Annotated in this window: 8 protein-coding genes; 6 read left to right on the forward strand and 2 right to left on the reverse strand. The window is 67.9% G+C overall.

What is annotated here, in order from left to right; translation table 11 throughout:
- Window positions 1-296: 296 nt before the first annotated feature.
- The 5 genes from ACLJPX_RS01365 to ACLJPX_RS01385 all read left to right on the forward strand — a co-directional run bounded on the left by ACLJPX_RS01365 (window position 297) and on the right by ACLJPX_RS01385 (window position 6,961).
- The gene (locus tag ACLJPX_RS01365; RefSeq protein ID WP_410598321.1) at window positions 297-1,001 is read left to right on the forward strand and encodes a response regulator transcription factor; all 705 of its coding nucleotides are present in this window, start codon (window positions 297-299) and stop codon (window positions 999-1,001) included.
- Between the two features lie 100 nt (window positions 1,002-1,101).
- Complete coding sequence (locus tag ACLJPX_RS01370) at window positions 1,102-1,602, forward strand: lamin tail domain-containing protein (RefSeq protein ID WP_410598322.1); 501 nt, start codon at window positions 1,102-1,104, stop codon at window positions 1,600-1,602.
- A 56-nt stretch (window positions 1,603-1,658) separates the two neighbouring features.
- Complete coding sequence (locus tag ACLJPX_RS01375; protein ID WP_410598323.1) at window positions 1,659-1,967, forward strand: helix-turn-helix domain-containing protein; 309 nt, start codon at window positions 1,659-1,661, stop codon at window positions 1,965-1,967.
- Between the two features lie 132 nt (window positions 1,968-2,099).
- A complete protein-coding gene (locus ACLJPX_RS01380) occupies window positions 2,100-2,729 on the forward strand; it encodes a lamin tail domain-containing protein (RefSeq protein WP_233224176.1) in 630 nt (209 codons plus the stop codon).
- A 197-nt stretch (window positions 2,730-2,926) separates the two neighbouring features.
- Window positions 2,927-6,961, forward strand: coding sequence for a S8 family peptidase (locus ACLJPX_RS01385; protein ID WP_410598324.1), 4,035 nt, complete (start codon window positions 2,927-2,929; stop codon window positions 6,959-6,961).
- Here ACLJPX_RS01385 and ACLJPX_RS01390 read toward each other — a convergent pair.
- Complete coding sequence (locus ACLJPX_RS01390) at window positions 6,924-7,958, reverse strand: helix-turn-helix domain-containing protein (RefSeq protein ID WP_410598325.1); 1,035 nt, start codon at window positions 7,956-7,958, stop codon at window positions 6,924-6,926. The genes ACLJPX_RS01385 and ACLJPX_RS01390 overlap by 38 nt on opposite strands.
- A 120-nt stretch (window positions 7,959-8,078) precedes the next feature.
- A complete protein-coding gene (locus ACLJPX_RS01395; protein ID WP_410598326.1) occupies window positions 8,079-9,782 on the reverse strand; it encodes a CocE/NonD family hydrolase in 1,704 nt (567 codons plus the stop codon).
- 1,316 nt (window positions 9,783-11,098) lie between these two features.
- Between ACLJPX_RS01395 and ACLJPX_RS01400 the strand changes: the two genes are divergently transcribed.
- Window positions 11,099-12,391: a serine hydrolase domain-containing protein gene (locus ACLJPX_RS01400; RefSeq protein WP_410598327.1), complete on the forward strand. Its 1,293-nt coding sequence runs from the start codon at window positions 11,099-11,101 to the stop codon at window positions 12,389-12,391.
- Window positions 12,392-12,445 lie beyond the last annotated feature (54 nt).

A 12,445-nucleotide genomic window follows, 5' to 3' on the forward strand; every position in this document is an offset into this window, starting at 1 on the left:
CCTTGACCGTATCCCTGTTCCGCCGTCCGGCCCAAATCCGGCCACCTCGTACGCGACTTTTCTTCCTTGTCACCCGATTGCGGGTCCTCACCCGCGAGGAGAAGCGGGAAGATCCATGCCGGACCGCGACGAAAGAGGATTCGGCGGAAATGAGTACCGACGTCGCCGCGGCGGTCGGTTTGACGGATCGCCCGAGCGAGCGAACCTGTTCTCGGCGAATGCGGGCGCCGCCCGGCCCGGACCGACCGCACGGCCCGGGTCGTCCTGGGCAACCGTCAAGCACCCCAAGGGGAACCATGAACCGCGTCACCACGCTCGTAGTAGACGATCAGCCCCTCATCAGATACGCGCTCAGCAGGCTGTTGCGGGATTCGGCGGGGGTGGGGGCGGTGGCCGAGGCCGCGAGCGAGCCGGAAGCGTTGTGGCAGTGCGAAAAACGTCATCCGGACATGGTCATCACCGAACTGTCGATCTGGGGTGAGCCCGCCGGGACCGCGATCTGCCGTTTCGTCAAGGAACATTTCGAGCGCGTGACCGTCCTGGTCTTCGCCGGTGACGCCTCGCCCTCGGCCATCGCCACGGCGCTGAACGCGGGCGCGGACAGCTTCGTGCACAAGTCGGCCAACGGCGGCCAGGTGATGTCGGCGGTGCGCTCCACGCTCGCCGGGCAGCGGGTGTGCCTGCAGGCGGGCGGATCCCCGCCGGTGGTCGGCGAAGCCGTGCGGTACGCGAGCGCGATGACCAGGCGGGAGGAGGAGATCCTCGCGCTGATCCTCTACCGGTGGTCCAACGACGAGATCGCCGAAGAACTGCACCTCGCGACGCAGACGGTGAAGAACTACGTCAGCCGGATCCTGCAGAAGCTGGGCTTCGGCAGCAGGCGTGACCTGTTCCGGGCACTGCGGTTCCGGCCGGGCGGCAACCCGTTGCCCCGGCTGGAAACGACCTCGCACGAGGGTGAGCCGTTCGCCGCGGACCGGCTGGCCGGGTACACGCCCTAGGCCGGTCGGGTGGGCGGCGTACCGGAAGTACCGAGACCGGACCAGGTTCGGTACCCGCCGTATCCTGTGCCGCCGAGATCGTTTTCCTAGCGTTGCAGGCATGACGAAGTCAGGTTTTCTGTTCCTGATCCTCGCACTCGCCGGAATCCCCGCTCCGGACGTGGTCCGGTCTTCGTCGGTCAAGATCCATGAGGTGCTCGGCGGCCCGGCTGGCTACATCGACCTGCGCAACACCGGCGCCACCACCCTCGACATCGGTGGCTGGGCCGTTCGGGCGTGCACGGGCGGAGCCGTGCCCCTCGAACTGGCCACCCTGCCCGCCGGGAGCGAGATCCCCGCCGGTGACCACTTCCTCATCACCGGACAGGGCTTCGGCGGGACCGTGCAGCACCTGGTCGTCGAGGCGATCGTCGGGGACGGCGAGATGCTGGTGGACCGGCGCGGAACCCGGGTCGACAGCGTCGGATGGGCGCCGTCGTCACCCTGCCGCGAGAACCAGGCCGCCGCCGGCTGTCCCGGCCTCGCCCAGGCAAGGGACGCCGTCAGCCGCGACACCGACAACAACAAGGCCGACTTCGGCTGTGTGCCACCGCTCGGCTGAGAGCCGGTTGTCAGTCCGTTTTGGAATCCGTGTGCCTGTACCAGAAAGGTGCGGTCGTGGCCGCGAACGGCGAAGGCGGGGACGTGACCCCGCTGTCCGAACTGCTCACCGAACAGCGAATCGCGAGAGGCTGGTCCCAGGGTGACCTGGTCGCGAAGTTGCATACCCACTCCGGCAACGACAGCGTCACCCGAGTGGAGATTTCCCGCTGGGAAAGGGGAAAACGTATTCCCGGGCCGTACTGGCGGCAGTGGCTCGGCGACGTGCTGGACACGTCTTGCCGGGAGCTCGAGGTCGCCGCCGCGGTCGCGAGAAGACGGCGGCGGAAAGACGCGCCAGGGGAGCGATGGACCTTTATCGACTGATGGGAAAGTACCGCGAAACTGGCCACTTCCCGGCGGCGTCCCGGTTCTCGGATACTTATCTGGTCGCCACCGGTCGAAAGGATTCCGGTCCGGCGAACAAAACCCCGGCAATCAAGCTGAAAGGAATTTCTCGTGCGACGAATTCTGGGCGTTTCGGCGGTACTGGCGATGCTGGCGATGGGGACGGCGGGCGGTGTCGCGAATGCGGCCGGTGAAGGCCACGAAACCGAGGCCGCGCCGCTGGTCTCGTCTTCCGTGGTCATCAACGAGGTTTCGACCCGCGGCGTGAACGGTCTGCTCGACGAGTACGTCGAGCTGCGCAACGTCTCGAGCCAGCAGCAGGACGTGAGCGGCCACGTCGTCCGCATCTACTCGCCGTCGAACGTCGTGGTCGACACGATCGTCCTGCCCGCGGGCACGATCCTGCAGCCGAAGGGCAACGCCGGCCAGTTCGCGGTGCTGATCGGGCAGAACTTCTCCGGCACCATCGCCGACCAGACGTACGTCATCCCGTTCACGCTGACCAGCGTCGAGGGCATCCCGACCCTCGGTGGTCTCTCGGTGCAGAACCTGGCCGGAGCGAAGATCGACGGTGTCGCCTTCAGCAACTCGGTGATGACCCCGCGTGAAGGCCAGGCGGCGACTCCGGAGAGCACCATCACCGATCAGCTCGACGCGGCGAACACCCGCAACATCCTGAGCACCGACACCGACAACAACCGGCAGGACTTCTCCCTGCAGCTGCGTTCCCCGGGTCTGTAGGACCGGAGAACCGACCCGCTGGACCGGGCCCGGGCCGCCGTCGGCGGTCCGGGCTCTTCCATGGCGGTATCTCGCCAACGGCGACATGCCGCCACCGAGAGTTATTTTCATCCAGGAAGTCCTGCCTCATCCTCGGGAAACTCCATCTTCGCGGCGGCCGTGACCACGGCCGCTTCTCACTATCCGAGGAGAGTCACTTGACGAGACGCCCACGGCACCCGTCGGCGATTCTGGCGGCCTCCGTACTGGTCGCCCTTTTCCCGCTACCGGTGACCACGACCGCCGCGACCGCTGCCCTGTCCGGACCCGCACCCGCCGCCGGGCGGCCGGACGTCCATCGCGTCACGTTGCTCACCGGCGACGTGGTGACCTACGAACGAGACGGCAGCGGGCACGAGACCGCTCAAGTCGAACCGGCGGTACGGCCGGACCGGCCGAGCCCGGCGTTCCAGATCACGACCACGGCGGCCGGGCTGATGGTGTATCCGTCGGACGCGCTTCCGTTCGTCGGCAAGGGATTGCTCGGCCGGGAACTGTTCAACGTCACCGTGCTCGTCGGAGACCGGCGTGACGACGCGGCGAGCTCCACGATCCCGGTCATCGTGGGTTACGCCGACCGATCGGGTCTGTCCGCGCGGTCCTTGGACGCGAAGGCGAAGGCGCTTCCGCAAACCCGGCGGCCCACTCCGCTCGTCACGGCCAACGGGGTGGGAGTGCAGGTCAAGAAGGCGGGGACGGCCGAGTTCTGGCGTTCGCTCGTCGCGTTCGACCCAGGCGGGAAACCGGTGCTGAACCAAGGGATCTCGCAGGTCCGGCTGGACAGGAAGGTCCGGGTGGCGCTGGACAGGAGCACGGCCCAGGTCGGTGCGCCGTCGGCGTGGAGCGGCGGGTGGACCGGGAAGGGGACCACGGTCGCGGTGGTGGACACCGGGATCGACGAGAAACATCCCGATCTGGCGGGCAAGACGATCGCTTCGGCGGATTTCAGCGGAGAAGGCGACGTCGTGGACCGCCATGGCCACGGCACCCACTGCGCGTCGATCGTCGCCGGCACCGGCGCGGCCTCGGGCGGCCGGTACAAGGGCGTCGCACCGGACGCGAAACTGGTGGTGGCCAAGGTTTTCGACGCCTCCGGCGAGGGTGACACCGCACAGGTCATGGCCGGGATCGACTGGGCCGTCGCGCAGGGCGCGAAGGTCGTGAACCTCAGCCTCGGCGCCGGAGTCAGCGATGGAGCCGACCCGTTGAGCGAACAGATCGACACGCTTTCGGCGAAGTCGGGCACGTTGTTCGTGGTCGCGGCCGGGAACTCCGGGCCGGGCGACCGGACGGTCACGACGCCGGGGGCGGCGACCTCCGCGCTCACGGTCGGGGCGGTCGGCAGGGACAACGCGATCGCGTGGTTCAGCAGCCGCGGCCCGCGCCTGCGGGACGCCGCGGTCAAGCCGGAGATCACCGCGCCGGGCGTCGGGATCGTCGCCGCCCGGGCCGGGGACACGGCGATGGGCGAGCCGGTGGACGACTCCTACACCGCGGCGTCGGGCACTTCGATGGCGACACCGCACGTCGCGGGCGCCGCGGCGATCCTGCTGCAGCAGCAGCCGGGGATCACCTGGCGGGAGCTGAAGAACACGCTCGTCACCACGGCCAAGGACGTCGGCCTCCGGTGGTACGAGCAGGGAGCCGGACTCCTCGACGTCGCGCGGGCCGTCTCGCAGAAGGCGACCGGTACCGCGGTCGCGAGCTTCGGCCGTAACGAGCGGGCGGCGAACAGCGCGGCGCAGGTCGTCCGGCAGCTGTCCTACACCAACACCGGGGACCGGCCGCTGGCACTGAACCTGAAGCTGACCGTGCAGCCCTGGGACGGCGGCGCCAAGCCCGTCACCGGGATGCGGCTGGCGAAGACGGACCTGTCGATCCCGCCGAAGTCCAGCACCACCGTCGACCTCGCCGTGGACCCGCGTGAAGGGGTGGCGGGCGTCTACGGCGGCGCCGTGGTGGCCACGACCGCGGACGGGACCAACTCCGTCCGGACGGCCGTGAGCACCTACAACGCGGCCGAGTTGTTCCCGGTGACGATCCGGGTGCGGGACTCGGCGGGTGGTCCGGCCCAGGTCGCGTCAGCCCAGCTGATCGACGACGCGGCCGGTGCGGGTAACCGCAACGACCCGTTCCTCGACCAGGTCAGCCAGCAGATCGGCTTGGTCGACGGGGTCGGCCGGGTACTCGTGCCCGCCGGGCGCTATTCGGCTCTCGGCTGGGTGATGGAGCGCGGGCTGGCGGTGCGTCGCTGGTCGGCGATGAGCGCGACCCAGGTCTCGGTCACGGCCCCGGCCGAGATCACGCTGAACGCGGCGAGCGCCGTCCCGGCGGGGCTGGTCACGCCCACCCCCACCGACCTGCGGGACCGCACGGTGATGCTGCGGCGCGTGATCCCCGGCGGAGCGGGAGTGAACGGCTTCGTCGGCGAAGCCGGGCTGACCGCGGGCTCGGGCTGGGACGTGCGCGTGACCCCCGCGGCGGCCACCTCGGCGGGCGCGATTTCGCTGCAGGACAGCGCGACGCTGTCCCAGACCGCGGTCGAGATGCGGGTCATCGGTGGCTCGCTCGCGTTGAATCCCGCGTACGACGTGCCGACGTTGACGGCGAAGTCGCCCGGTGAACACACGCTGCCGGTCGTGTTCGGCGGCGCGGGTGTCGGAAGTGATCTCGCCGGTCTGGACGTCCGCGGAAAGGCGGTCCTGGTGCGGATCCCGGTCCAACCCGGGTCGCCGGATCCGGTGGGCGGCGTCTCCACCGGCATCGCGAACGCGGCACGCGCGGTGGCCGCCGCGGGCGGGGCGGCGATGATCCCGTACGCCGGTTCACCGGGTTCGCTGAGTGTTCCGGGGCTCAGCAGTGCGGTGGTGCCGACCTTGTCCCTCGGCTGGGACGAAGGAGAGGCGCTGCGTGCCGCGGGTGCGGTTTCGGTGCGGTTGCTGGTGCGCGCGGCCCCGGACGCGATGTACAACCTCAGCTACCTCGACGCCAACGGGGTGCCGAAGGATCTCGTCCGGCGTGTCGACCCGAAGTCGCTGGTCGCCACGAAGACCGGCTACCAGGCCGAAAAGCCGGGGCTGACCGGGCAGAAGAACTGGTACGCCTTCCCGACCGGCCTGTGGAAGACGCAGGCGGTGCAGGGCACCAAGATCCCTGTGCCGGGCACGTGGACCGAGTACACCGGCCCGGTGAACGATCGGCTGGTCTGGAAACGGGTGGTCACGCTGTCCGGCACCGACACCGCGGGCCGTCGCGCGGCGCTGAGCATGAACGCGCAGAACATCTACCGCGCGGGCGAGCGGTCGAGGCCGGACGAGTACTGGTTCCGCGCACCGATGCACAGCGGGTCGGTCGAACTGCCGTCCGACCATCCGGCTCGCTACCCGGCGACGGCCACCGGCTGGGCGGCGCTGTGCTCGCTGTGCCGCGGCGGCACGGACCCCGACCTGTTCGTCCCCGCGGTGCAGTGGATGGACGGCTCGTCCGGTGCCGGTTCGAGCGGGCACTACACGAATCCGTACGAGAACGCGCGGTACTTCGCGACGACCACGGTGCGGTTGTACCGGGACGGGACCGAGATCCCACGCTCCAATGTGGACGACCCGCTCGCGCTCGTCCCGGTGTTCCGGCTCGCGCCCGTTCCCGCCACGTACCGGCTGGACGTGACCGACGTGATGCCCGGCCAGGCCCAGGTCGGTGCCCCGAGCGGAGTGCTGTTCCAGAACGCGCCGCGGACCGACACGTCGTGGACGTTCGCTTCGGCGCGCTCCACCGCCGCGTCACCGCTCGGATTCAACTGCTATGAATCGGGCAGCGCGTGTTCCTTCCAGCCGCTCATCCAGCTGGACCACCGGCTGCCGCTGGACCTCGGCGGCCGGGCACCGGCGGGGCGCCCGTTCACCTTCGACGTGTTCGCCGGATCGCACAGCGGCGCACGGGGCGGCGGGCCGGTGACGCAGCTGCGGGTCTCGGCGTCGACGGACGGCGGGCGGACCTGGACGGCGGCGGCCGCCCGGCCGAACGGGACCGGGCTGTGGTCGGTGACGGTGACGCACCCGCAACTCGCGGCGACCGACGGGGCCGTCTGGCTGCGTGCGGACGCACGGGACGCCTCCGGAAACACCGTGACGCAGACGGTCCAACGGGCCTACGCGCTCACGGACGTGGCGAAGGTGAATCCGCGCCTTCGGTGACGTCCTCCTCACGCGGGGGCCGGGTCACGGGCAGGGTGACCCAACCCCGGGTGGCGACCTGAAGCCCGGCCTGGAACCGGGTGGTCGCGCCGAGCGCGGTCATGAGGTCGCGGAGGCGTCGCTGGAAGGTCCGGTAGCTCATGCCGAGCTGTTTGGCGATGCTCCGGTCGGGCAGCCCGGTGGTGAGCAAGGCGAGCAGGCGGGCGTCGTCGGAAGGCGCGACGTCCGCCTGCTCGGCCGAGCCGGGCAGGTACAGCGGAAGTCCTTTCTGCCAAAGGAAGGTGAAGACGGCGCTGAGCGCGTCGAGCAGGGCGCACGGATGGATCACCAGTGCCGTGTCGACTTCGGGGAGATCGGAACGCAGCGGCACCAGGCCGATCCGCCGGTCGATCACGATCATCTTCAGCGGGGCGGAGGTGACCACGCGGGCCTCCTCACCGAGGGCGAGGCCCGCCTCGAGGTCGGATGACAGGTCGTGCAGTTCCAGCGCGCTGCGCTCGTAGACCCCGCGAAACCGCACACCCCGGCCGAGGAGATCACGTTCGGCGGGATGCAGCACACTCGGCGTCCGCGCGTAAGGCGGTTTGTCGACGAAGGCGACCTCCTGCTCGGCCGAGCGCAGCAGTTGATCGGTCCGGTCGGCGATGAGGGCGTTCCCGTGGATCACCTCGATGAGATCGACCGGGCGTTGACCGGACGTCGCCCGGTACCGCTCGCGCAGCCTGTCGGCGACCAGCCGCGCACTCGCGAGTTCCTGCTCCTTCTGCCGGAGCATCGCCTCCAGCGCGATCTCCGGCCGCACCGCCGAATATGCCTCCGCCGGGCCGGGAAGCTTGGTGAGCAACCCTTTTCCGGTCAGCAGGCGCAGAACCCGAAGCAGTCGCTGGTGAGGTACTCCGGTTCGTTGCCGGATTTCGGCGACGGTCATCGAACCGGTGCCGGCGAAAGCATCGTAGACGTCGACGTCGATTTCACTCAGGCCGATGATGTCCAGCACTTGCTCTCCCGCCGCAGGCGCGGTCGCTTTCACCCGACCATACCGTCTTCGACCGGTAAAAGGGACCGCGCCTCATCGCGGGAGTGGGTCAACGGCGGCTTGATCAGTGCCGGATTGTCCTCACGTTCGCGCGGCGATGGGAATGGTGATGCAGGAGGGCTGTTCCACCGTGCTCGAAATGGTGAGCGTGGTGGTGTCCGCGTTGGCGTCGGCGAGGAATTTGTCCTTGGTGTCCACGACGAGTCGCAGGAAACGCCCGGCGCGGATGAGGTAATCGGTCAGTTGGAAAGGTACGTCGATCGTCACCGGAACGCCTGGTTCACGATCGAGGATGGAGTAGGCGGCGCTGGTGATGATGCGGTCGAAGTTCTTGCCCGGGGGGATGGTGAAGGGTTCCGCGGTCGCGTCGAACAGGTACGCGACAACGGTCGCGTCCTTGTTCTGCGGTGTCACCGTGAGCCGCATCCGCATTTCGCCGCTGATGCGCTGGTCGTCGCCGAAGGGCGGGCAACTCCAGATCGCGGCGTTCTTCCTGGAGATGTTCCTGGTGCCGTAGCGGCGGAACTGGGCGAGGCGTTCGCTGATTCCCCTCTGTATCAAGGTGTCGGCTATCTCGGCCGAGGTCTCCTCGACCTGGACGGTGTGGCTCCAGGAGGATCCGGTCCCTTGGGGGTCGAGGCCGCCGTCGGTATCGGGACTGGGGGCGTGGAGGTGGAACGGCACCGGCGCGTTGGTGAAGTCCTCCCAGGTGCGGTAGCGATGTGCGTCGGCGTAGGGATAGGGCATCGTCTCCACGACGACGGGATCGGTCTCCTGCTCGCCCTCGTCCCGCAGGTGCAGGTCGAACCAGTTCATGGCGGCGACGGTGGGTCTGCTGTACTCACCGGCGAGGCCGGTCCCCTCGGCGTTGCCGTGGTCGCCGACCTGGACGATGAGTTTCTTGGAACCGACGGTCAGGCTGTTGAAGAGATCCACCACGCTGTTGTTCGAGAAAATGGTTTCGTGCCAATAGGTGCAGAGCAGGATCGCCAGGTCCGGCCGGTTCAGTTCGTCGAGGAACTCGGGCTGGATCGGCGAGCGCTTGTCGGCGAAGGCCCGCAGTCGTCCGATCTCGACGTTGTCGGTGATGTGCTGGAAGACCTGTTCGGTTTCGGCGTTCAGCCTGCTCACCCCCGGCATCGGATCGGGCTGCGGCTGAGGCGGGAAGGAGGGGAGGGACGGTGGGCCCGGCCAGGTCTGGAACAGGCCTCGGAGCGCGTGGAAGGCTTTGATGTGCCTGGTCTCGTTCTCGTAGAGCGACTTGAACAGGTCGCCCCACGCGCTCATGGCGACGACCGCCTTCACCCGCTTGTCCTTGGCGGCGATCAGAAGACTCTGACCCGCTCCATACGAGGCGCCTGCCATGCCGACGCGACTCAGGTCGGCCGCCTGGATGTGCTCGGAAACCCAGTCGATCACCGCCGTGCCATCCGCCTGATCACGCGGGCCGGCGACGTCGATCTTCCCGCCGGAGTGGGAAAGGCCGCGCTCGCTGTAGGCGACGACGACGTATCCTTTCGCCGCGAGATTGGCCATGAAGCCTTTCTTCAAAAGAGGATAGAATACGGCGTAGGCCCGCCAGCCGATCGGCGCCAAGGGTGCGGGCAGGACGATCAAAGGATATTCTGCGGGCTGAGCATTCTCCGGTAAGGCGACGCAGGCATCGAGTTCCACGGCCCTTCCGGGAAATTCGGGGTCTTCGGCTACTTCGATCTTGACGGGATGGAAAGAAACCGGGATATCAGCCGTGGGTATTGTGCCGAACACCGCATCGAAATCGGACAAGAGTTTCCCCTTCGCTTCGTCACGCCCGTTCGAACCGAGAACTCCCATACTGGTCGGTGCTCGTCGCGACGGGCAAGGAACCGTTCGGGTGGCTTGCCGGTCAACGGTCAAGAGTGTCTTCGCAGGTGGTAATAACATTAATCGGCGTCGCTCCGGCCCGCTCCTGAAATAGATCGGGACGTGGATGCGGTCGTGGTGGCGGCCGGCCGGGGCGGCTCGGTCCGCGACTCGCCGCCGCACGCGCGGCCTCGGGGCGACCGGAGGCGGGATCGGCCCGATGCCGCGCGAACAACGACAGCGAGGTCGAGGATCTTGCCGTTCTTGTCGAAAAGTTCGTTCCGGACAGGGCGACCCCGCCGTCGATCCGGATGCCGCTCGCCGCTCGGATCATCCGGCGGAGTGACCTTGGCGCAGCACCTGCCTGCCCGTGGGTGCCGTGAGTGGCCTCGATCCGAAGTCAACGGCGGGATGAAGCCTTCGAAAACGAGACACGACATGTCGCCGTCGTTTTCCGAATCGCGCGGGCGCCTATTTACCAACGGACGACCCGATCGGCAAGCGACGATGGTCGTGTCACCGGCGCGGCCCATTCCGTTACAGGCAACCGGGTGAATATGGGAATTTCCGTTTTTCGCAAGGCTCGGAAAGATCAAAAGTCCACCGAAACCGGGTGTTTTCCGGGGTTGCACGGCCCGGTGCACGTGCGGACGGTCGTGCTGCCCGAATCGTGGGAGTTCGATCAGACAAGATCAAAATGCTGTTTTCGCAGTTAATGGCGCTGCGGACGGGAAGATGATGTTCCGTGCGTGCCGACGTTTGATATTTCGAGTTTGAGCCGCCGTGGCGGTGGGAACCAGCAAGCGCGGCCACTGAAGCGGTCTCCGTCATCAGGTGGCTTGAACAGGGAAAATTCGAAGAGAGGGGCTTTGCTTGATTGTTCTGCCGGGCCCGGCGGTCCGGCAGGTGAAACATCCCGGCTTCACCACTTCTTCACGCATCCGGCGATCGACGGGTGTGTTACTTCGACTACGCCTGCCTCGACCGTGATACGCGCCACCATTTCAATACGTGGAGCGAATTGACAGGCGTTCAAGGAATGACTCCGGCGATGTAGTCACCTTGCGTCACACGGGAGGCTTTTCGGTCGATCGGCGCTTCCCACCTTTGGCGGTACTGACGATCTCGGACGCCCGGCACCGTGTTGTTTCTGGCCCACTGTGGACATGAGCCACGGGGCGGGGGGACAAGGATCGTGAAGCGGGACAAAGGCCGCGGTCATCACTCATGAGTTCGTGTCGACTATGGAGGATCGTGTCATGACGCCTGTACGGGAAAACTACGACTGTTCGAGCCGGTATCCGGTGACAACGGGGCAGCTTCAGGATGTCCTGACCCGGCTGGCGTGTTCGTACGGTGTACCGGGGGCCCAGCTCGCGATGCTGCGCGACGGCCTGAAAACAGTGGTCCAGACCGGTGTCGAACACCAGGACAGACGGAGACCGATGGACACGGCTTCCGCCGTGCCGATCGGTTCGATCACCAAACTGGCCACCGCGACGGTCGCGATGGTGCTCGTCGCGGACGACGACCTCGAACTCGACCAGCCCGCCGGTGAGGTGCTGGGTGTCACCGGGCTCGACGACCGGTTCACGCCACGGCGCCTGCTGAGCCATACCAGCGGCCTGCCCTCCGATCCGGCCGACGTCACCGCGGCGTGCCTGCGCGAGATCCGCGCGGCGGAGCCGGTGTGCCCGCCGGGTTCCGCGTTCTCCTATTCGAATCTGGGCTACGCGCTCGTCGGCTCGCTGATCGAAGCCGTGACCGGGATGACCTGGCGCGAAGCCGTCGAGGCGATACTCCTGCGCCCGTTGGGGATCGAGCCCGCGTACGCGGACAGCCCCCGGACGGTTTCCGGGCACGCCACCGGACCCGGCGGCGCCCGGCCGGTCGAACAGGCCTTGCCGCCGCTGCTCGAACCCGCCGGCGCACTGGCGCTCAGCGCCGACGACCTCGTCGAACTCGGCCGGGTGCACCTGGGGAAGCCCGGCCTGCTCGACGTCGTGACCGCCGCGGACATGCACGGACGGATCCCGGGCGCCGAACCGTTCGGTCTCGCCGACGGCTGGGGTCTCGGCATCGCCCATTACGACGGCGAAGACGACGTCTGGCTCGGTCACGACGGCACCGCCGACGGCACTTCGTGTCACTTGAGGATCGATCAGGCCGGTGCCTGCGTGGTCGCGTTCACCGCGAACGGTGCCGCGGGTACCCGGATGTGGCAGGACCTGATCACCGAACTTCGCGCTCTGGGCTTGGAACTCCCCGCGCAGCGTCCTCCCGCGGCGACCCGACCGGTCCCGATCCCGGCCGGTGACTTCGGCACCTACCGCAACGGTGCCATCGACTACACGATCCAAGGCGACGAGAACGGCGGCGCGATTCTCGTCGTCGACGGTGAGATCTTTCCCGAGCTCACGCTCCACGACGACGCCACCATCGCGGTTCGCGACCCGGCCACCGGTGATGCGACGCCTTGCGGCCGGTTGCGCGGCGCGCCCGGCAAGGCGACCGCGATCGAGGTCGGCGGCCGTCTCGCCGGACGTCGCTGACGCGTTTCCTCCACCCCGTCCCCTTTGCCCACTTCGGTGGGATTCCTTGTTGTG

This window comes from Amycolatopsis sp. lyj-90 (assembly GCF_046549035.1).
Taxonomy (GTDB): domain Bacteria; phylum Actinomycetota; class Actinomycetes; order Mycobacteriales; family Pseudonocardiaceae; genus Amycolatopsis.

Bases quoted from the DNA above. Each gene is read 5' to 3' on its own strand.
- ACLJPX_RS01365 (WP_410598321.1), top strand. From the start codon at position 297: ATGAACCGCGTCACCACGCTCGTAGTAGACGATCAGCCCCTCATCAGA.
- ACLJPX_RS01400 (WP_410598327.1), top strand. From the start codon at position 11,099: ATGACGCCTGTACGGGAAAACTACGACTGTTCGAGCCGGTATCCGGTG.
- ACLJPX_RS01370 (WP_410598322.1), top strand. From the start codon at position 1,102: ATGACGAAGTCAGGTTTTCTGTTCCTGATCCTCGCACTCGCCGGAATC.